The 19557-nt window shown below is 73.2% G+C and carries 16 protein-coding genes; 9 read left to right on the top strand and 7 right to left on the bottom strand.

The window, feature by feature from the left end; translation table 11 throughout:
* The first annotated feature begins 77 nt into the window (after positions 1–77).
* From panB to AC3IX6_RS26990, 3 genes are all read left to right on the top strand, one after another.
* Positions 78–938: a 3-methyl-2-oxobutanoate hydroxymethyltransferase gene (gene panB / locus AC3IX6_RS27000; protein ID WP_250743658.1), complete on the top strand. Its 861-nt coding sequence runs from the start codon at positions 78–80 to the stop codon at positions 936–938.
* A gap of 142 nt (positions 939–1080) precedes the next feature.
* The gene (locus tag AC3IX6_RS26995) at positions 1081–2112 is read left to right on the top strand and encodes an ATP-binding cassette domain-containing protein (protein ID WP_489365383.1); all 1032 of its coding nucleotides are present in this window, start codon (positions 1081–1083) and stop codon (positions 2110–2112) included.
* Positions 2109–2960, top strand: coding sequence for an ABC transporter permease (locus AC3IX6_RS26990; protein WP_489365381.1), 852 nt, complete (start codon positions 2109–2111; stop codon positions 2958–2960). The genes AC3IX6_RS26995 and AC3IX6_RS26990 overlap by 4 nt, the downstream gene beginning before the upstream one ends.
* Positions 2961–3013: 53 nt before the next feature.
* Here AC3IX6_RS26990 and AC3IX6_RS26985 read toward each other — a convergent pair whose 3' ends face one another.
* Complete coding sequence (locus AC3IX6_RS26985; RefSeq protein WP_489371573.1) at positions 3014–7360, bottom strand: BTAD domain-containing putative transcriptional regulator; 4347 nt, start codon at positions 7358–7360, stop codon at positions 3014–3016.
* 72 nt (positions 7361–7432) lie between these two features.
* Here AC3IX6_RS26985 and AC3IX6_RS26980 point away from each other — a divergent pair, with 72 nt between their 5' ends.
* Entirely contained in the window at positions 7433–8260 is an 828-nt protein-coding gene (locus AC3IX6_RS26980) for a site-2 protease family protein (RefSeq protein ID WP_489365379.1), read from the top strand.
* 16 nt (positions 8261–8276) lie between these two features.
* Here the strand turns inward: AC3IX6_RS26980 and AC3IX6_RS26975 are convergent, their stop codons facing one another.
* Complete coding sequence (locus AC3IX6_RS26975) at positions 8277–8471, bottom strand: hypothetical protein (RefSeq protein ID WP_489365377.1); 195 nt, start codon at positions 8469–8471, stop codon at positions 8277–8279.
* Between the two features lie 174 nt (positions 8472–8645).
* On the opposite strand from AC3IX6_RS26975, the gene AC3IX6_RS26970 reads away from it, so the two are divergent.
* Complete coding sequence (locus AC3IX6_RS26970; RefSeq protein ID WP_489365375.1) at positions 8646–10775, top strand: TerD family protein; 2130 nt, start codon at positions 8646–8648, stop codon at positions 10773–10775.
* An 81-nt stretch (positions 10776–10856) separates the two neighbouring features.
* Here the strand turns inward: AC3IX6_RS26970 and npdG are convergent, their stop codons facing one another.
* On the bottom strand, positions 10857–11570 hold the full coding sequence (gene npdG, locus AC3IX6_RS26965) for an NADPH-dependent F420 reductase (RefSeq protein WP_489365373.1): 714 nt from the start codon (positions 11568–11570) through the stop codon (positions 10857–10859).
* A gap of 163 nt (positions 11571–11733) precedes the next feature.
* On the opposite strand from npdG, the gene AC3IX6_RS26960 reads away from it, so the two are divergent.
* Positions 11734–12339, top strand: coding sequence for a hypothetical protein (locus tag AC3IX6_RS26960; protein WP_489365372.1), 606 nt, complete (start codon positions 11734–11736; stop codon positions 12337–12339).
* Positions 12340–12375: 36 nt separating this feature from the next.
* Here the strand turns inward: AC3IX6_RS26960 and AC3IX6_RS26955 are convergent, their stop codons facing one another.
* Positions 12376–12621, bottom strand: a complete 246-nt coding sequence (locus AC3IX6_RS26955) for a hypothetical protein (protein ID WP_489365370.1) — start codon at positions 12619–12621, stop codon at positions 12376–12378.
* A 59-nt stretch (positions 12622–12680) separates the two neighbouring features.
* Between AC3IX6_RS26955 and map the strand changes: the two genes are divergently transcribed.
* Both map and AC3IX6_RS26945 read left to right on the top strand, forming a co-directional pair.
* A complete protein-coding gene (gene map, locus AC3IX6_RS26950; protein ID WP_399385235.1) occupies positions 12681–13538 on the top strand; it encodes a type I methionyl aminopeptidase in 858 nt (285 codons plus the stop codon).
* A gap of 146 nt (positions 13539–13684) precedes the next feature.
* Positions 13685–14332, top strand: coding sequence for a biliverdin-producing heme oxygenase (locus tag AC3IX6_RS26945; RefSeq protein WP_489365368.1), 648 nt, complete (start codon positions 13685–13687; stop codon positions 14330–14332).
* Positions 14333–14450: 118 nt separating this feature from the next.
* Here AC3IX6_RS26945 and AC3IX6_RS26940 read toward each other — a convergent pair whose 3' ends face one another.
* From AC3IX6_RS26940 to AC3IX6_RS26930, 3 genes are all read right to left on the bottom strand, one after another.
* Complete coding sequence (locus AC3IX6_RS26940; RefSeq protein ID WP_489365366.1) at positions 14451–15131, bottom strand: PhzF family phenazine biosynthesis protein; 681 nt, start codon at positions 15129–15131, stop codon at positions 14451–14453.
* A 19-nt stretch (positions 15132–15150) separates the two neighbouring features.
* Entirely contained in the window at positions 15151–16629 is a 1479-nt protein-coding gene (locus tag AC3IX6_RS26935) for an HtaA domain-containing protein (RefSeq protein ID WP_489365364.1), read from the bottom strand.
* 275 nt (positions 16630–16904) lie between these two features.
* Positions 16905–18380 (bottom strand): HtaA domain-containing protein, encoded by a 1476-nt coding sequence (locus tag AC3IX6_RS26930; protein WP_489365362.1) that lies wholly within the window; start codon positions 18378–18380, stop codon positions 16905–16907.
* A 183-nt stretch (positions 18381–18563) separates the two neighbouring features.
* On the opposite strand from AC3IX6_RS26930, the gene AC3IX6_RS26925 reads away from it, so the two are divergent.
* Positions 18564–19556, top strand: coding sequence for a heme/hemin ABC transporter substrate-binding protein (locus AC3IX6_RS26925; protein WP_489371572.1), 993 nt, complete (start codon positions 18564–18566; stop codon positions 19554–19556).
* Position 19557 lies beyond the last annotated feature (1 nt).

The following is a 19557-nucleotide window of genomic DNA, read 5'->3' as shown; positions in this document are numbered from 1 at the left end:
CCGAGAGTGCCACCATGGTGGTGAGTCCGGGGACGCCGTTAAGGGCGCCTCGAGATGAACATCAAGGAGCAGTTGCAATGACGCATGCCGTTTCGCCTGCCCGCGAAGCCTCCTCCCCCACCCTGTACGGAGGCTCGGGCACCCGGCGCATCACCGTCCGCGACCTCACCCTCGCCAAGGAACGCGGCGAGAAGTGGCCCATGCTCACCGCCTACGACGCCATGACGGCGTCCGTGTTCGACGAGGCCGGCATCCCGGTCATGCTCGTCGGCGACTCGATGGGCAACTGTCACCTCGGCTACGAGACCACCGTCCCGGTGACGATGGACGAGATGACCCTGTTGTCGGCGGCCGTCGTACGCGGCACCAGCCGGGCCCTGATCATCGGCGACCTGCCCTTCGGCTCCTACCAGGAGGGCCCCGTACAGGCGCTGCGCAGCGCCACCCGGCTGGTCAAGGAGGCCGGGGTCGGCGCGGTGAAGCTGGAGGGCGGCGAGCGCTCGCTGGCCCAGACCGAGCTGATCGTGCAGTCGGGCATCCCCGTCATGTCCCACCTGGGCCTGACCCCGCAGTCCGTGAACGCCATGGGCTACCGGGTACAGGGCCGCGGCGACGAGGCCGCCCACCGGCTGCTGCGCGACGCGAAGGCGGCGCAGGACGCGGGCGCCTTCGCGGTGGTGCTGGAGCTGGTCCCGGCCGAGCTGGCCGCCGAGGTCACCCGGTCCCTGCACATTCCGACGGTCGGCATCGGCGCGGGTTCGGAGTGCGACGCGCAGGTGCTGGTGTGGACGGACATGATGGGGCTGACCGGCGGCAAGATGCCGAAGTTCGTCAAGCAGTACGCGAACCTCCGCGCGACCATGGGCGACGCGGCGAAGGCCTTCGCCGAGGACGTGGTCGGCGGAACGTTCCCGCAGGAAGAGCACGCCTTCCACTAGTCCGACCTGCTGTTCCCCGGCCGGCGCCGCACCGACAGGTGGGGTGCCGGCCGGGGCCCGGCCGATGCCCCGTCGATGTGTCGATCGGCTGTCGGTTCGCTGTCGGTCGCCTGTCGGTGGGCTGTCAGTGCCGTCTGGTCCCATGGTGGACATGACGCGAAACGACAAGAATCCCCTGAACGGCTCGAACGCCGTAGAGGTCCGGGGGCTGGTCAAGCACTACGGCGAGACCAAAGCCCTCGACGGTGTGGACCTCGATGTCCGCGAGGGAACCGTCCTCGGGGTCCTCGGCCCCAACGGCGCGGGCAAGACCACCCTGGTCCGCATCCTCTCCACCCTGATCACCCCCGACGCCGGCACCGCCCGGGTCGCCGGCTTCGACGTGGTCCGCCAGCCGCGGCAGCTGCGCCGGACCATAGGCCTGACCGGCCAGTACGCCTCGGTCGACGAGAAGCTCTCCGGCTGGGAGAACCTCTACATGATCGGCCGGCTGCTCGACCTGTCCCGCAAGGACTCCCGCAGCCGCGCGGACGAGCTGCTGGAGCGGTTCTCCCTCACGGACGCCGCCAAGAAGGCCGTGATGACCTACTCCGGCGGCATGCGGCGCCGGCTCGACCTGGCCGCCTCGATGATCGGCAGCCCGGCCGTGCTGTACCTGGACGAGCCGACCACCGGTCTGGACCCCCGTACCCGCAACGAGGTGTGGGACGAGGTGCAGCGGATGGTCGCCGAGGGGGCCACCGTCCTGCTCACCACCCAGTACATGGAGGAGGCCGAGCAGCTCGCGAGCGAGCTGACGGTCATCGACAAGGGCAGGGTCATCGCCAACGGCAAGGTCGACGAGCTGAAGGCCCGCGTCGGCGGCCGGACCCTGCGGATCCGCCCCACCGACCCGTCCGACCTGCCGGGCATGGCCCGTTCCCTGGCCGAGGCCGGTCTGGACGGGGTGGCCGGTTCCCAGGCCGTCCCGGACGAGGGCGCCCTGCTGGTGCCGATCCTGGCCGACGAGCAGCTGACCGCCGTGGTGGGCCTGCTGGCGGCCCGCGGGTACGGGATCTCCGACATCAGCACCTACCTGCCCAGCCTGGACGAGGTGTTCCTGTCCATCACCGGACAGAAGCCCACCGTCCAGGACTCCATCCCCAACCAGCAGACCGAGGAGGTCGCGGCATGAGCACCGTAACCACGACGAAGCCCAGCCCCACCGCGGCCGCCCCGGCCGGCGGGCCCGTCCTCGCGGACGAGGGCCGGATCGGACTGCGGGGCAACCTGCGTCACATCGGCGCCCTGGCACGGCGCAACGTCCTGCAGATCAAGCAGGACCCGGAGTCGATGTTCGACGTCCTGTTCATGCCGATCATCTTCACGCTGCTGTTCGTCTTCGTCTTCGGCGGCGCGATCTCCGGCAAGGGCAACCAGGGCGAGTACGTCAACTACGTGGTCCCGGGCCTGATGGCGATGATGGGCATGAACATCGCCATGGGTGTGGGCACCGGGGTCAACGACGACTTCAAGAAGGGCGTGATGGACCGCTTCCGGTCCATGCCCATCGCCCGTTCCTCGGTGCTCATCGCCAAGATCGTGGTCGAGCTCGGCCGGATGATGGTGGCCATCACGATCCTGCTCGGCATGGGCTTCCTGCTCGGCCTGTCGATCAAGTCCTCGGTGATCGACCTGTTCCTCGCCATCGGGCTGTCGGCGGTCTTCGGCGCCTCGCTGATGTGGATCTTCATCCTGCTGGGTCTCACCATGAAGACCCCCCAGGCCGTCCAGGGCGTGGCGATGCTGGTCCTGATGCCGCTGCAGTTCGGCAGCTCGATCTTCGCCCCGCCGACGACGATGCCCGGCTGGCTGCAGAGCTTCACCGACGTCAACCCGCTGTCCAACCTGGCCGACGCGGCCCGCTCCCTGATCAACGGGACCCCGCTCGGCAACTCGGTGTGGATCACGCTGGCCTGGTCGGTCGGCATCACGCTGGTGACGATGCCGCTCGCCGTGCGGAAGTTCCGCCAGAAGACCTGATCCGCGGACCGGTCCGTTCCGGATCGCGTCCCGGGCGGACTCCTGTCACGGAATCAGATGAGGGCGGTGGCCTCCTCCAGGGTGAGGCCGCCGCCTTCGGCGTACGCCGCCTCGTACGCGGCGTCGCCGAGCGCGCCCCGGGCCAGGCGCTCGGCCTGCTCCAGGTCCGCACGCTCGGTGGTGACCGGGAAGTGGGCGGGCGGCAGCAGTGCGCGGTAGGCGCCGATGAGCCGCGCGGCCTCGTACGCCCGGACCTGGCCGCCGAGTTGCGCGAGGGAGCGGGCCCCGGTGATCAGGTACGCGGCCGGGAGGTGCGGGGCGAGCATCATGGAGATCGGGTCCCGGACGGCTTCCATCGCCTGGCGGAGCCGGGCGATGGCGTCCTCGTACCGGCCCTCCTCGTTGTCGACCCAGGCCAGCAGGCCGAGCAGGAAGCCGTCGAACATGGCGAACGCGCCGACGGCGAACTCCTCGCGCAGGGACTGGAGCCGGGCGCGGGCCTCGGAGAGGCGGCCGGTGCGGCCGTAGACGCAGGCGAGGAACATCTGGGCGGCGGGCACGGCCTCGTTGCCGAACTGGTGGATGGCGCCGGCGAGCAGGCCGGTGAGGAGCTCCTCGGCCTCCTCCAGGTGGCCGTCCTCGGCGAGGGTGCCGGCCATGCGCACCTGCATCACCGTGACCTGGGCCTTGGCCCCGAGCCGCCGGGCGTACTCGATCGCGGCACGGTAGTCCTGGGCGGCCAGGGCGTACTCCCCGCGCTTCTCCCGGGCCTCGGCGCGGGCGGAGAGGGCTTCGGCGCAGCCCCAGTCGTCGCCGAGGGACGCGTAGAGGGCGAGGCTCTCCTCGGCGTCGCGCGCCGCGTTGCCGGCCCCGTCGGCGCGGTTGGCGAGGACGTTGGCCCGGAGCTGGAGGGCGGAGGCCAGCTCCCAGCGGTAGCCGAGCGCGCGGGCCGTCTCGACGGTCTCCTCGGTGACGCGGTGGAGCAGTTCGGCGTCCCCGGAGATCATGACGGCGTAGATCCACAGGAAGGAAGGGGCCCGACAGGTCTGCGGCAGCCCCGGGCGGTAGGCCGCGATCACGCCCTCGGCCTGGGCGCGGACCTCGGGGGTGGACCAGGTGGAGCTGATCTGGTCGCGGGCGACCAGACACATCAGCTGGATGCCGCGCCAGGCCTCGGTGAGCAGTTCGCCCTCGTAGGGCGGGGGCGTGTCGACGATCTGCTGGTACACGGGCTGGGCGGGGACGACGGGCGCGGCAAAGGGATCCGGGCCGAGGGCTGCGGCGGCACTCCCCCAGTGGCGGGTCTCGGCGCGCAGATCGTGCATGTGCCAGTACCAGCCGAGGGAGTGCACGAGGCAGAGCACCTCGCCCACGTCCTTGGCTGCGACGGCGCGGCGCAGGGCGGTGCGCAGGTTCTCGTACTCGGTGGCCAGCCGGTCGGCGGCGGCGCGCTGGCCGTGGCCGCGCAGCAGCGGCTCGGTGGTGCGGGCGAGTTCGCGGTAGTGGGTGAGGTGGCGTCGCTCGGTCTCCGCCCGGTCCTCGCCGGCCTCGGCGAGGCGGTCGGCCGCGTACTCGGCGACGGTCTCCAGGAGGCGGTAGCGCATGCCGGCGGGGCCGTCGGGGGCGGCGACGACGAGGGACTTGTCCACGAGGGATCCGAGCAGGTCGGCGACGTCCGCGCCATCGAGGTATCCCCCGTCCGCGCAGACGGCCTCGGCGGCGTCGAGGTCGCAGCCGCCGGCGAAGACGGACAGCCGGCGCAGGACGGCCCGTTCGGGCTCGTCGAGAAGGTCCCAGGACCAGTCGACCACCGCGCGCAGGGTCTGCTGGCGGGGCAGGTGGGTGCGCGAGCCGCCGGTCAGCAGCCTGAACCGGTCGTCCAGCCGGTCGGCGATCTGGCGGGGCGTGAGCAGCCGCAGCCGGGCGGCGGCCAGCTCGATGGCGAGCGGCATCCCGTCGAGCCTGCGGCAGATCTCCGCGGCGGCGGCCGGGTCGTCGTCGACGCTGAACCCGGCCCGGGCGGCGGCCCCGCGGTCGTCGAGCAGCCGCAGCGCGACGGGGTCGGGCAGCGGGTCCACCGGGCGCAGGGTCTCCCCCGGCACGCCGAGGGGCTCGCGGCTGGTGGCCAGGATCTGTACGCCGGGACAGCGCGCGAGCACCTCCTCGGCGAGACGGGCGGCGGCGTCGACGACGTGCTCGCAGTTGTCGAGGATCAGGAGCATCCGGCGCCGCGCGCAATGCTCTGCGAGGCGGTCGAGGGGGTGGTCCCCGCCGCGCTCGGTCAGCACCCGCATCTCCTCGGCGGAGCCGCCGCGCAGCTTGGTCTCCCGCGCCCCGAGCGCGGCGAGCACGGCCTCGGCGACATCCTCCGGATCGTCCACGGGAGCCAGCTCCACGAACCACACCCCGTCGGCCCACGCGGGGGCGGGCCCGGGCCCGCCGTGGACACTGGCCGGCCCACCGGGGGCGCCGGGGGCGAAGCCGGGCACGCCGGGGGCCGCGGCCGGGGCGCCGGGGGCGAAGCCCGACCCCTCAGGGGCGGAACCCGGGCCGTCAGGGGCGGAGCCCGACCCGCCCGGGGCAGGGACAAGGCCGCCAGCGGTGGAGCCGGGCACGCCGGGGGCCGGGGTGCCGGGGGCACCTGGTGCGGAGAGATCGGGCGAGGTCACCGGGCCCGCGCCGGTGGTGGCGGCGGAATCGGCCGACGGGTGCTCCGGGGTGGCGGGGTGCGCGTCCGGCGTGCCGCGGCCGGCCCTGGCGTGGGCCTCGGCGGCCTCCTGCGACAGCCGGGTCTTGCCGGCGCCGCCGGGTCCCAGCAGGGTGACGAGCCGGGACCGGGCGAGGTCGTCGCCGATGACCCGGATGTCCTCCTCCCGCCCGACGAAGGTGGTCAGCCGCATCCGCAGGTTGCCCGCGCCCGGGCCGGGCGGCACCTGAACCGCCCCGGCCGACGGCCCGGCTCCGTACGGGTCCGCGCTCCCCGGACCGCCCGGACGGGACCCGGCGGGCCAAGCAGACCCGGCGGACCGGGCGGCGCGGCTGGAGCCGGAGCCGGTCGGGGCGGAGCCCGCTGTCGTCCCGGCGGAGCCCGCCACGGTCGCGGATGCGCCCAGCGTGGGCGCGGCAGGTGCGTCGGTCGGGACCGGGTTTGCCCGGCCCGTCGGCGTCTCGGTGGGGTGGCCCGGGGCGCCGTCAGGGGCGGATCCGGCCTGCCCGGTCCGGCCGGTCACTGAAGGTGGCTCCGGCTGCCCGGTTCCGGCCGTACGGGTGGTCCGGTCCGGTCCGCCCGGCGCCGGGGGAAGCGGCCCGGATGTGGACGGCGGGGCGGAGTGCCCAGGGACGGCCGGCGTCGCGGAGTGGCCGGGGACGGCCGGCGTCGCGGAGTGGCCGGGGACGGCCGGCGTCGCGGAGTGCCCAGGGACGGCCGGCGTCACGGAGTGCCCAGGGACGGCCGGCGTCACGGAGTGCCCGGAGACGGCCGGCGTCGCGGAGTGCCCGGAGACGGCCGGCGTCGCGGAGTGCCCGGGGACGGCCGGCGTCGCGGAGTGGCCGGGGACGGCCGGCGTCGCGGAGTGCCCGGGGACGGCCGGCGTCGCGGAGTGCCCGGAGACGGCCGGCGGGGCGGAGTGCCCGGAGACGGCCGGCGGGGCGGAGTGCCCGGAGACGGCCGGCGGGGCGGAGTGGCCGGGGGGCGGTGTCGGGTCGGAGAGGAGGGCCGTGTGGAGGGTGCGGAGGGTGGGGCCCGGGGTGGTGCCCAGGCGGGTGGCCAGGTCCCGGCGGACTTCCTCGTACGCGGCCAGCGCCTGCGCCGGGCGGCCCGCGTCGCGCAGCGCCCGGATGCGGAGGGCTTGCAGGGGCTCGTCCAGCGGCAGCCCCGCGCACAGCGCGGTCAGCTCCGGCAGGACCTGCTCCGCCTCGCCCAACGCCAGCGCCGCGGCCACGCGGCCCCGGCGCGCGTCGAGCCGTAGCGCCTCCCAGCGGGCGGCCTCCGGCCCGGTCCCGGTACCCGGCAGGGAGCTGAGCGGCTCGCCCCGCCACAGGGCGAGGGCCTCGTCGTACAGGGCGGCCGCCTCCGCCGGGGCGGCCTGCGCCGCCGCCCGCGTGAGCCGCTCGAAGCGGTACAGGTCGATGTCGTCCCGGTCGGCGACGAGCCAGTAGCCGCCCTCCCCGGACCCCACCGCCTCGCGCCCCAGCGCCCTCCGCAGCCGCCCCACCAGCGCTTGGAGCGCCGCGAGGCCGTCCGCCGGCGGGTCGCCGTCCCACACCTCGTCGATGAGCGAGGCCGCCGGCACCGCCCGCCCCGGCCGCAGCGCGAGCGCGGTCAGGAGCGCGCGCAGCCGCGCACCGCCGACGGGTACGGTGCTCCCGTCGTCGCGGATGGCCTGGGTGGTGCCGAGCATCGCATAACGCACCGGCCCATTGTCTCCGGCCCGGAGCTCCCCCGGGCGCCGCCTCCGGGATAGGTTCGCCGTATGGGTCCCCAGGGCAGTCAGAACCGTAGCCATCACCACAGCACTCGCGACCGCGGCGACCGGCGGATCAGTCCCGTGTTCCTCGGCATCTTCGCCGTGATGGCGGTGACCGGGTGGGCCGTGTGGACGGGGTACTCGACCAGCACCGGTCTGGCCGTCTTCCTCTTCGTCACGGCGGCCTGGATCGTTTCCCTGTGCCTGCACGAGTACGCGCACGCCCGCACCGCCCTGCACAGCGGCGACCTCAGCGTCGGCGCGAAGGGCTACCTGACGCTGAACCCCCTCAAGTACACGCACGCGCTGCTCAGCATCATCCTCCCCGTCCTCTTCGTGATCATGGGAGGCCTGGGTCTGCCCGGCGGCGCGGTGTACATCGAGCGCGACCGGATCGAGGGCCGGTGGCGGCACAGCCTCATCTCGGCGGCCGGCCCGCTGACGAACGTCGCGTTCGCGGCCGTCTGCACGGCCCCGTTCTGGCTGAACGCCCTCGACGGGGTCCCGATCCCGTTCCGCTTCGCGCTCGGCTTCCTGGCGCTGCTCCAGGTCTCGGCGGCGATCCTGAACTTCCTGCCGGTCCCGGGCCTGGACGGCTACGGCATCATCGAGCCCTGGCTCTCCCACCGGATCCGCCGCGAGGTGGCGCCGCTGGCGCCGTTCGGCCTGTTGGCCGTCTTCGCGCTGCTGTGGATCCCGGAGATCAACGCGTACTTCTTCGACGCGGTGTACGGCGTGCTGTCCGCCCTGGGCGTGAGCGAGCTGGAGGCCTACTGCGGCCGCGACCTCTACCAGTTCTGGCAGGACACCAGCGGCTTCTGCCAGGCGTCGTAGCCCACGGCCACGGCTCTCAGCCCGCGGTGCGGGCCGCTGCCGCGGCCTTCTCGACCTTCGCCTTGCGCACGTAGAACCACGCCATGTTCGACGTGATGCCCGCCATCAGCACCCACACGATGCCGAGCAGGCTGCCCTCGACGAAGGAGACCACCGCGGCGGCAGTGGCGAGGACGCAGAGGACGACGGCGAACACGGCAAGGCGGGGCATGGTGGAGGCTCCTCGAAGACACTGAAGCGGTTCAAGCCCCTCCAGTGTCCCCCATGCCCCGGCGTGCTCCCGTCCGGCTGATTTCCGCCATCCCGTCATATTTTCCCCCTCCCGCCGCTACGGTTCGCCCGAGACGCACCGCGTACGGGGGTGCGGAAGGACCGGGGGGAACACATGCAGGAGATCCCGAAGGGCGCGAACGTCAGCCTGACCGCCCTCAGCGAGGACGCCGGGGCGGTCGTCGTGAGCCTGGGCTGGAGCAGCGCTTCGGGGGCCGGCGACGCCGACGTCTCGGTGCTGCTGCTGGACGAGAACGGCAAGGTCCGCGACGAGAACGACTTCTACTTCTACAACAACCCGGCGGCCGCCGACGGGAGCGTGCAGCTGCTGGGCAAGGTGCCGACCGACAACGGCGACGAGGACCGCATCAGCGTGGACCTGACGGCGGTCCCGGAGGGGGTCGCGCGGATCGTCGTGGCGGCCAGCCGGTACGCCGGGGCGCGCTTCGGAGACCTCGACGACCTGCGGATGACGGTCGCGGACCGCTCCGGGGAACCGCTGGTCGGGTACTCCATCGACGACGCGGGCGTGGAGACCGCCTTCATCTTCGGCGAGCTGTACCGGCGCGGCGAGGAGTGGAAGTTCCGCGCGGTCGGCCAGGGGTACGAAACCGGCCTCGCGGGACTGGCGACGGACTTCGGCATCCCGGTCCTGGAGGAATCCGAGGAAGCCGAGGACTCCGAGGAACCGGAGGGCGCGGAGGAAGCGGCGCTCGCGGGTGAGGGGGATCCGGCGGAAGCCGCTGCCCCGGCGGAGGCCGCGCAGGGGCAGCCCGGAGCGGCCGCTGCCGCGGCGGACGCCCCGGCCGCCGTGCCCGTCGCCGAACCTGTCGCCGAGCCCGTGCCCGCGCCCCGGTCCGCGCCCGCCGAGGCCGCCGCCCCCGGCGCCGTACCGGCGCAGACCCGCGGCCGGGGTCCCCGTACGACCAGGAAGAAGGTCACCCTGCCCAAGGTGGCCAAGAAGTCCCTCGCCGAGAACGAGTCCTGGAGCCCGGCCCGCCTGTTCCCCGTCCCCTCCCTCAAGAGCGACCGGGAGCGGGAGGTGCGCGCCACCTCGGTGCTGCTGTCGGTCATGGCTCAGGTGCCGGAGTTCGGCCGCCGCCTCACCGCCGGGTTCGGCGCGCCCGCCGGCCGGATGCAGACCTTCACGGAGGTCTCCCTCCCCCACGGGGACACGCCGCGGCGCCCGGACGGGGTGATCCGCGTGGAACGCGCGGGCAAGCTGTGGACGGCGCTCGTGGAGACGAAGACGAACGGCAACCCGCTCAAGGCGGAGCAGGTCCAGGCGTACATGGACATCGCCGCGCGCCGCGGCTACGAGGCCGTGATCACCCTCTCCAACGACGTGGCCCTGGAGGGCCGCCCCATGGTGGAGGTGAAGGTCGACGGCCGGCGCAAGCACAAGGTCAGCCTCTGGCACCTGTCCTGGGCGGAGGTCGCCCACCAGGCACAGCTGCTGATCCGCCACGAGGGCGTGGGCAACGCCGCGCACGCCTGGCTCCTCCAGGAACTCCTGGAGTACCTGCGGCACGAGCAGTCCGGCTGTCACGGCTTCCAGAACATGGGCGCCGCCTGGGTGCCCGTACGCAAGGGGATCGAGGACGAGACGCTCGGTCTCGGGGACGCGCGGACCGTGGAGGTGGTGGAGAGCTGGGAGCGGCTGATCCGGCAGGTCTGCCTGCGTCTGGGCGGGGAGCTCGGGCAGAAGGCGCTGCCGGTGCAGCGGGCCCGGCGGGGCAGTGATCCGCAGGCCCGGCGGGTCGCGGCGGCGGACCGGCTGTGCGCCGACGGGAAGCTCTCCGCGGAGCTGCGCGTCGACGGGACCAGCAGTGTCATCGCGGTGAGCGCCGACCTCAGGACCTCCAAGGTGCGGACGTCCGTCGACGTGCCGGCGCCGGAGGGCGCGTACCCGCTGGTCACGGTGAAACGGCTGCTGAAGCTGCTCGACGGGGCTCCGGCGGACCTGCACGTGGAGAGTCTCCTGGAGGCGGGGCCGGGCGCCGGGCCGGGGAGCGGGCCGCGCGGCACGCTGGAGCGGCTGCGGCCCGAGCCGGGCGATCTGCTGCCCGCGGACGGCTCGGCCGTCGTCGGGTTCCGGCTGTCGCTGCTCAAGGGGATGGGGAGCACGCGGGGGAACACGGAGTCCGGGTTCATCCGTAGCGTGGACGATGCCGTGGAGCGCTTCTACCAGGGGGTCGTCGCGCAGCTGGGGCCTGGCGAGGGGCGGGGCGGGCGGCGCGGCTGAGGGGACGGACCTGGGGCCACCGCGGGGCCACCCGGGCCGTCGGCCTCCGGAGGGGGCGGGCGGGCGGGTGGCCCCGGTGTGTCAGACGTCCGTGATGCGCAGGCCCGCGTGGGCCTTGTAGCGGCGGTTGGTGGAGATGAGGTTGGCCACCAGGGATTCGACCTGGTGGGCGTTGCGCAGCCGGCCGGCGAAGACGCCGCGCATGCCCGGGATCCGGCCGGCGAGGGCCTGGACGATGTCGGTGTCGGCGCGGACCTCGCCGAGGACCATCACGTCGGTGTCGATCTCGTCGATCGACTCGTCCTGGAGGAGCACCGCCGAGAGGTGGTGGAAGGCCGCCGTGACGCGGGAGTCCGGCAGGAGGGCGGCGGCCTGCTGGGCCGCGCTGCCCTCTTCGACCTGGAGGGCGTACGCGCCCTGCTTGTCGAAGCCGAGCGGGTTGACGCAGTCGACCACGAGCTTGCCGGCGAGGTCCTCGCGCAGCGATTCCAGGGTCTTGGCGTGGCCCTCCCACGGCACCGCGATGATCACGATGTCGCTGCGGCGCGCGCACTCGGCGTTGTCCGCGCCCTCCACCCCGAGGCCGAGCTCGTCGGCGGCGGTCCGCGCGCGGTCGGCGGCACGGGATCCGATGATCACCTTCTGGCCGGCGCGGGCGAGCCGGTAGGCCAGGCCCCGGCCCTGGTCGCCGGTGCCGCCGAGGACGCCTACGACGAGGCCGGAGACGTCGGGAAGGTCCCACGGGTCCTTGGCGGGGGCCTTCGCGGGCTGCTGCGTGCTGTCTGTGGAGGTCATGGGGGCGAGGGTAGCCGCGAGATCGTCAGAGTCGAATGCGCGGACGCTGTGAGATGCCCAAGTAGGCCGGAGTTGCCGAAGTGGGCGCGGGGCGGGGCGGCGGTGGGGCGGGAGATGGGGGGAACGGCTCCCGTTTGTCCCTTCCATGCGGCAGGATGCCGATATGGACGCCGTGAGAGTCGCGCTGCTGCGCGAGGTGCTCGCCGGTACGGAGTGGCCCGGCGCCGCGCGACGGTTCGCCGGGACGCTGCGCCGGTCGGTCGTACCGGCCGGCGGAAACCTGCTGCTGGTCGGGACCGAGCAGTACGAGCCCTGGCACCTGGCGGCGCACCTGGTCGACGAGGCCGCCTGGTCGGGGCTGCCGGAGCTGGCGCCCACGCTCGTACGCCACCAGGTGCTGCCCGGTGACGCCCCGCACCTGTCGGTCGGCCTGAGCCGGCTGGAGGCGGCACGGCGCGGTCACACCCTGCTGGTGGTGGCTCCGGAGCAGCCCGGGGACGGGCTGCTGGAGCGGGTGCACGACGCCCGGCGCGCGGGGGCGACCGTACTGTCCCTGGACGGCGGGGACGCGGATCTGGGGACGCTCGCGCACGAGGTGCTGTCCGTACCGGACGGGGCCGCCGAGCTGGACCTGGACACGGTGCAGCACCTGGTCAGCGCGGCGGCCGGGGAGAACAGCCTGCCGGTGCAGCGCGGGCCGAGGCGGTTCAGGGACCGGCTGGCGCGGCTGGCCGACCAGCTGGCCGCGCCGCCGCCCAGCCGCTGGTAGGCGTAGGCCTAGGTGTAGGCGTAGGTGTAGGCGTGACTACGGGGTGGCCGTGCCCGTGCCTTCCTCGGACTCGCGCGTCTTGTCGTTCCATTTGGGGTCGTTCTGCCATTCGAGATTGCGCTCCTGCGCCGTCTCCATGGCGTGGTTCGCCTCTTCGGGTGTCGCGTAGGGGCCGAAACGGTCCTTCGCCGGGCACTCGGGGCCTTCCTCGACCTTCTTGTGGACCAGGCAGTAGTACCACTCGCCGGGTTTGCCCACCTGGCGCTTCTTGAACAGGGCCATCGTCAGGCTCCTCTCTCTGTCGCCATGCTGCCCCATACCCGCTCGATACACTCGCTCGTATGTCTGGCCAGTCGCTGCTCGTACCAGGCGAGCTCACTCCCGTCCGTTCCGTTCCCGGAAACATCCGCCGGCCCGAGTACGTGGGCAAGCCCGCGCCCACTCCGTACACCGGACCGGAGGTGCAGACGGCCGAGACCATCGAGGCCATGCGCATCGCCGGCCGGATCGCCGCCCAGGCGATGGAAGAGGCCGCCAAGCTGATCGCGCCGGGGGTGACCACCGACGAGCTGGACCGGGTCGCCCACGAGTACATGTGCGACCACGGTGCCTACCCCTCGACGCTGGGCTACCGCGGTTTCCCCAAGTCCCTGTGCTCCTCGCTCAATGAGGTCATCTGCCACGGGATCCCCGACTCGACCGTCCTGCGGGACGGCGACATCGTCAACCTCGACGTGACCGCGTACATCGGCGGGGTGCACGGCGACAACAACGCCACGTACCTGTGCGGGGACGTGGACGAGGAGTCGCGGCTGCTCGTGGAGCGCACCCGCGAGGCCCTGAACCGGGCCATCAAGGCCGTCAGGCCGGGCCGGCAGATCAACATCATCGGCCGGGTCATCGAGTCGTACGCGAAGCGCTTCGGCTACGGGGTCGTCCGGGACTTCACCGGTCACGGGATCAACTCGTCCTTCCACTCCGGCCTGATCGTCCCGCACTACGACAGCCCGCACGCCACCACCGTCATCGAGCCCGGGATGACCTTCACCATCGAGCCGATGCTGACCCTGGGCACCCACGAGTACGACATGTGGGAGGACGGCTGGACGGTGGTCACGAAGGACCGCAAGCGGACCGCGCAGTTCGAGCACACACTGGTGGTCACGGACACCGGGGCGGAGATCCTGACGCTGCCCTGATCCGAGGAAAGTCGTCGCACGCAGGTTTTTACCGACAGGGCGTCGGGAACACATTGACTTAGGTAAACCTAAGTAGGAGGATCGGGTGTGGCGGCACGGCCGCCACGCCCGGCTCCCCTTTTCTTCCGATTTCTCGGAGGTCCGCCTTGGACGCCTTCTCCACCGTCATCCGTGTCGCCTCGCACGAGCAGCACACCGAGGCAGAGACCTCGAGCTTCATGAGCGACCTGCTCGGCGGCCGGCTCGGAGTGGACGCGTACACGCGCTACACCGAGCAGCTGTGGTTCGTGTACAAGGCCCTGGAGGACGCCGCGGAGGCCCTCAAGGACGACGCCGTGGCCGGCCCGTTCATACAGCCCGAGCTGATGCGCCTCGCCGAGATCGAGCGGGACCTGGCCCACCTGCGGGGTCCCGAATGGCGCGAGACCCTGGTCGCGCTGCCCGCCACCGAGGCCTACGCGGCCCGCGTGGCCGAGTGCGCCGCGTCCTGGCCGGGCGGGTACGTGGCCCACCACTACACCCGCTACCTGGGCGACCTCTCCGGCGGCCAGATCATCCGCGACAAGGCGGAGCGGACCTGGGGCTTCGCGCGCAAGGGCGACGGCGTCCGCTTCTACGTCTTCGCGGACATCTCCAACCCGGCCGCCTTCAAGCGGACCTACCGCGAGCTGCTGGACACGATCGCCGCGGACGATCTGGAGAAGCAGCGCATCATCGACGAGTGCAAGCGCGCCTTCGACTACAACGGCGCGGTCTTCCGCGAGCTGGGCGAGCAGTTCCCGCTGAGCGCGTGACGCCTGCGGCGGGCTGAACGGGGAAGGGGGGTGGGCCCATCGGGCCCACCCCCCTTCCGTGCTGCGCCCCCGGGCGCGGCGGCCTGCGGCGCGGCGGCTGCGCCCCAGACCCCGCGCCTCAAACGCCGGCGAGGCTGGATTTGGCGCCGGATGGGGCGAAGCGGACGCGGCCGCCGACCTCTACGGTGCCGTCCGGGCCCGGGGCCGTGAGGATCTGGGAGCCCGCACCCTGGGTGATGTTCAGGGCGCGGTTCAGTTCGGCCGTCAGGACGATCGCCGCCGAGCCCGTGGCCTCGTCCTCAGTGATCGCGCCGTCGGGGCGGCGCGGGAAACCGCGCGCACGGATGCGGCCCGCGGCCTCGTCCTCCCAGGCCCAGGCGTACAGCCAGCCCTCGCCCGGCGGCGGGCTGGGGAGTGCGTCGACCGCGGCGGCGTCGGCGTACTGCTCGGTGCGCTTGCCCTCGACCCACTCGGGGCGGGCGGTGATCCAGGTGAACTCCCCGTCGTCACGCGCCCACACGGCACCCGCCGGGGGCTGGAGCTCCTCGATGTCGAGCAGCCACGCGACGCCGACCAACGGGTGCCCGGCGAAGGACATCCGGGTGCCGGGGGTGCGGATGTCGACGATCCCGCGCTCGGGATCGTCGACGAACACCGTCTCGCTGTAGCCGAGTTCGGCGGCCAGCGCCTGCCGCGACGCGTCGTCGGGGCAGGACCGGCCGTCGCGTACGACGCCCAGCACGTTGCCGTGGCTGCCGTCACCCGCGCAGAAGACCCTCAGGACGTCGAGATCGTTCACGCGGGAATTGAAGCACGGGTCAGTTCTGGACCGTGCGGCGCCTGCGGGCGACGAACACCGCGCCCGCGCCCGCGGCGACGATCGCGGCGGAGGAGCCGAGCAGCGCGCCGGCCGGGATCTCGGCGCCGGTGGCGGCGAGGCCGCCGCCGACCGTGCCGCCGCCTCCGGTGGTCCCGGTTCCGCCGCTACCACTGGTGCCGCCGGTGCCGGCCGGGCTCGTGGGCAGGACCGCGTCCTTGTTCACGGAGACGGTCAGGTTGACGTCGTCCGCGCGGGTGCCCACCGGGTACATGGAGCCGGTGGTGTCGTTGGCGAAGGCCGCGGCGCCCTCCGCGGTGAGCGCGGTGCGCACGGCGTTCAGGGTGAGGACGCCGTTCTTGGTCTTGTACTCGGCCTTCGAGAGGTCGAGCGTCGCGAAGGGGATGTTCGCCTTGACCCCGGCGGCCGTCTTCACGTCCAGGACCAGGGTGCCCTTGGCGCCCTCCGCGTTGATGCGGATGTTGCCGAAGGTCATGTCGATGCCGTGGGCCGCGTACTGGAAGCGGAGGTTGCCCGCGAAGGTGGCGTTCAGCTTCCGCGCCTTGGTGTCGAGGGTGCCCTTGCCGCCGGCGAAGGCGAAGCTGTCGCCGTTCGCGACCGCGCCGTCGGTGGGGGTGACGGTGCCGCCCGCACGCTGGACGTACTGGCGGAAGGACTCCTTGACGCCCCAGGCCAGCTTGCCGTCGAGGATCTGCTGCGGGCCGCCGGTCGCCGGGGAGCTGGTGGAGGCGGACGGCGAGGCCGGCTTCGACGGGGAGGGGGACGGCGGCTTCGACGGGGACGCGGACGCGCTCTGGGAGGGGGACGGGGAGGCGGAGGCCGAGGCGGACGGGGAGGGGCTGTGGGAGGGCGGCGGCGGGAACTCCAGTACGGCGGTCAGCGGGTCGCCCGCCTTGTCCTTGTAGCCGTCCGAGCCGAGGAGCTTGGCGGCGTCGGCCGTCAGCGTGGTGCCCAGGTTGGCCATCGACGGACCGGTGAAGGCGACCTTCGCGAAGCCGACGTCCTTCGTGAGCACGCCGTCCCGGGTGACGTCGACGATCAGCAGCTTCTTGCCGGTGTCGATGCGCAGGTTCGCGAGCTTCACCTCGAAGCGGTGCGCGGCCGACTTGAAGGTGACGCTGCCCTTGAAGGCGGCGGTCACCAGGTGCGTGGCCGGGTCGTACTGACCGGTGGCCGAGCCGAAGGCGAAGCCCTTGGTGGTCTTCTTCGCGCCGTCCGCGACGGTGATCTCGCCCTGGGCGATGGTCGTGACGTAGGTGCGGTAGCTCTCCAGGACGCCCCAGTCGAGGGTGCCGCCGACGACCGGGATCGTCGCGGGCGCGCCCTGCGCCGCGGGGGCCGCGGGGGCGGCCGGTGCGCTGCCCGCGGCGGTGGCGGGCAGGACGAACGCGGTGGCGGCTATCGCGGCGGCGGTGGCCACGGCGGCGGCGAGGGCGACGGGACGGCGGATCGATGACATGGCGGGTCTCCTGAAACGGGGGTGAAGGAGGCGGGGCCCTGCGGGGGCAGGGCGGAAGGCAGGGCAAAGCCGAGCCCCGGCGGTACGGGACCCTGCGGGGCTCGTGCGGGAGTTCGGGGGTGCGGGGGTGCGGGAGTGCGGGGTACGGGGTTTGCGGGCCGGGCGGTTCGGGTGAGCCCGGCCCGCACAGCGGGGGCGGAACGGGGCCCGGCGGATGCGGACCGTACGGGACCCTGCGCGAGGGCCGTGCCGGCGGTACGGGTTCGGGGCGCGGGTCAGCCGCGCGGCGCGGCCCCGTCGGCCCCGGACGAGCCCGGGGAGTCGGAGGAGTCGGGGGCCCCGGCGGCCGGGGTTCCGGCGCCCTCCGTCGGTGCCGCTTCCTTTCTGCGGTTGCGCACGACCAGGAAGGCGGCTCCGCCCGTGAGGGCGAGGGCGGCTGCGGCGAGGGCCGCGTAGAGGCCGGTGTTCGAGGAGGACGGCTCCGGCTTCGCGGCGTCCGCCGGGGGCGGCGGGGTCGCGGGGGTGGCCGTGGAGCCGAGGTTCGGGAGGGCCGGGAGCTTCGCGGCTCCGTCGAGGGCGACGGAGAGGGAGACCGGGTCCATCTCGGTGCCGGACTTGTACATGGAGTTGAAGGCCTGGGCTCCGCCCTCGGTCAGGGTGGCCGGGGCTTCGGTGAGGGTGGCGAGGCCGCCTTCGGTCTTGAGGCCCTTGGCGTCGAACTCGACGAGCGGGACGGCGGGCTTGGTGTCCGTGCCCGTGGTGACGTCCGCGGACAGCACGCCCTTGCCGTTCTCCACCTTGGCCGTGATCTTCGCGAGCTTCAGGTCGAGGTGGGCCCCGGTGAAGTGCACGGAGCCTGCGAAGGCGGCGTCGAGGGTGCCCTTCGCGCCGTCGTAGGCGCCCTTGCCCTGCGGGAAGCGGAACAGCGCGCCGCCGTCCTGGGCGCCGTCGGCGAGCTCCCACTTGCCCTGGCCGATGGAGCCGGAGACGTACTCGCGGAAGGTGCGCCGCACTCCCCAGTCCACGGCGGCGTCGGTGAACTGCCCGGCCGCCTGCGGGGACTCGGAGGTGGCCGGAGTGCCCGTCGAGGGCGAGGACGAGGGCGAAGCCGCCGGAGCCGCGGCCTTGACGTCCACGGAGAGCGAGACCGGGTCGAGCGCCGCGCCCGCCGCGTAGTAGCCGGCGAAGGCCTTGGCGCCCTGGTCGGTGAGGGTGGCCGGGATGTTGGCGAGGGCGATCGGGCTGCCGCCGCCCTTCATGTCCACCCCGCCCAGGCCCAGCTTGGCGAAGGGGACTTGGGAGGCGGTGGTGACCGCTCCGCCCTCCTTGGCCTTGCTGGAGACGTCCACGTAGAGGGTGCCGCTGCCGCCGCTGATCTTGACGGTGGGGCGGCTGACGCTCATGTCCAGCTCGTAGGTGCCGTCCGCCTTCTGGTGGCCCTGGAAGGTGACGCCGCCGCTGAAGGAGGCCTCCAGGGAGCCGCTGTCCGGGTCGTAGGAGCCGCTGGCGGAGTGGAAGCGGAACAGGCTGCCGCCGGCCGTGGCGGCTCCGTTCCTCAGCTTGAACCCGCCTTTCGCCACCGGCCCGGTGACGTAACTCTGGAAGGAGGATTTGATGCCCCAGTCGAGTCGCCCGCCCTCCACGGTGCGGCCCGCGGCCTGGGCGGCGGTCGCCGGGAGCAGGACGGCTCCCAGAGCCGCCAGGGTCGCCAGCAGGGCGACGGCGGACGCACGGACGGGTCTAGCGGGCATGAATGTCCCCTCCAGGGTCTAGCGAGCGAGGTTAGGCTAACCTAAGCTACGTTCGGCCGGGTGTGAAACCCCCTGGCACCCGGAACCTCGAACCGGGTCCCCACCACCAGCGAACCGGGTCCCCCACCCCAGTCGGACGATCAGGACGGTGCCTTCGTGCCTACGCCCGCCGCGTCAACCCGCATGTCCCGCTTCGCCGTCGCCCTGACCTCCGTGGTCCTGGCGCTCGGCGTGAGCGCCTGCGGAGGTACGGCCGCCCCCTCCCCCGCCACCGGAGCCGGGGCCCCGGCCCTCCCGGACCGGGTGGAACCGCTCGCCCAGGCGCCCGCGCCCGCGCTTCCGGCGACCGTGGCCTCCGCGGACGGCGTCCAGGTCACCGTCACCTCGGCGGACCGCGTGATCCCGCTGACGGGCGGCCTGAGCGAGATCGTGTACACCCTCGGGCTGGGCCCCAAGGTCGTCGCCAAGGACATCACCGCCACCTTCGAACAGGCGGCGGAGCTCCCGGTGGTGACGCGGGGCCACGACGTCTCCGCCGAGAGCGTGCTGTCGCTGCGTCCGACCCTGGTGCTGGCCGAGACCACGACCGGCCCCGCCGAGGCGATCCGGCAGATCCGGGACGCGGGCATCCCCCTCTTGGTGGTGGCCCCGGCCAAGTCCCTGGACGACGTGGCGAAGCGGACCGACGCGGTCGCCGCCGCACTGGGCGTCAAGGAGGCCGGTGCGCAGCTCAACCAGCGCACCGCCGACCGCATCGCCGCCGCCCGCAAGGCCCTGCCCGCCTCGGGCAAGAAGCCGCGCGTGGCCTTCCTCTACCTGCGCGGCACCGCCTCGGTGTACCTGATGGGCGGCTCCGACTCCGGCGCCGGTTCCCTGCTGGAGGCGGCCGGCGCGCTGGACACGGGTCCTGAGTCGGGGCTCGGCAAGGACTTCACCCCGATCACCAGCGAAGCCCTGGCGGCCGCCGCGCCCGATGCCATCCTCGTCATGTCCAAGGGCCTGGAGTCCGTCGGCGGCGTGGACGGGCTGGTCAAGATCCCGGGCGTGGCCCAGACCCCGGCGGGAATGGACCGGCGGGTGGTCACCGTAGACGACGGGGTCCTGCTCAACTACGGCCCGCGCACCGACCAGGTCCTGACCTCCCTCATCACCCAGCTCTACGGCAAGGCCTCCTGAC

The sequence above is a fragment of the Streptomyces sp. GL_141 genome (assembly GCF_057834385.1).
This window is presented reverse-complemented; position numbering and strand designations above follow the sequence as displayed.

What these genes read in the sequence shown, in the direction of transcription:
- panB (WP_250743658.1), top strand. Translation starts at nt 78, where the DNA reads ATGACGCATGCCGTTTCGCCTGCCCGCGAAGCCTCCTCCCCCACCCTG.
- AC3IX6_RS26995 (WP_489365383.1), top strand. Translation starts at nt 1,081, where the DNA reads ATGGTGGACATGACGCGAAACGACAAGAATCCCCTGAACGGCTCGAAC.
- AC3IX6_RS26990 (WP_489365381.1), top strand. Translation starts at nt 2,109, where the DNA reads ATGAGCACCGTAACCACGACGAAGCCCAGCCCCACCGCGGCCGCCCCG.
- AC3IX6_RS26985 (WP_489371573.1), bottom strand. Translation starts at nt 7,360, where the DNA reads ATGCTCGGCACCACCCAGGCCATCCGCGACGACGGGAGCACCGTACCC.
- AC3IX6_RS26980 (WP_489365379.1), top strand. Translation starts at nt 7,433, where the DNA reads ATGGGTCCCCAGGGCAGTCAGAACCGTAGCCATCACCACAGCACTCGC.
- AC3IX6_RS26975 (WP_489365377.1), bottom strand. Translation starts at nt 8,471, where the DNA reads ATGCCCCGCCTTGCCGTGTTCGCCGTCGTCCTCTGCGTCCTCGCCACT.
- AC3IX6_RS26970 (WP_489365375.1), top strand. Translation starts at nt 8,646, where the DNA reads ATGCAGGAGATCCCGAAGGGCGCGAACGTCAGCCTGACCGCCCTCAGC.
- npdG (WP_489365373.1), bottom strand. Translation starts at nt 11,570, where the DNA reads ATGACCTCCACAGACAGCACGCAGCAGCCCGCGAAGGCCCCCGCCAAG.
- AC3IX6_RS26960 (WP_489365372.1), top strand. Translation starts at nt 11,734, where the DNA reads ATGGACGCCGTGAGAGTCGCGCTGCTGCGCGAGGTGCTCGCCGGTACG.
- AC3IX6_RS26955 (WP_489365370.1), bottom strand. Translation starts at nt 12,621, where the DNA reads ATGGCCCTGTTCAAGAAGCGCCAGGTGGGCAAACCCGGCGAGTGGTAC.
- map (WP_399385235.1), top strand. Translation starts at nt 12,681, where the DNA reads ATGTCTGGCCAGTCGCTGCTCGTACCAGGCGAGCTCACTCCCGTCCGT.
- AC3IX6_RS26935 (WP_489365364.1), bottom strand. Translation starts at nt 16,629, where the DNA reads ATGTCATCGATCCGCCGTCCCGTCGCCCTCGCCGCCGCCGTGGCCACC.
- AC3IX6_RS26930 (WP_489365362.1), bottom strand. Translation starts at nt 18,380, where the DNA reads ATGCCCGCTAGACCCGTCCGTGCGTCCGCCGTCGCCCTGCTGGCGACC.
- AC3IX6_RS26925 (WP_489371572.1), top strand. Translation starts at nt 18,564, where the DNA reads ATGTCCCGCTTCGCCGTCGCCCTGACCTCCGTGGTCCTGGCGCTCGGC.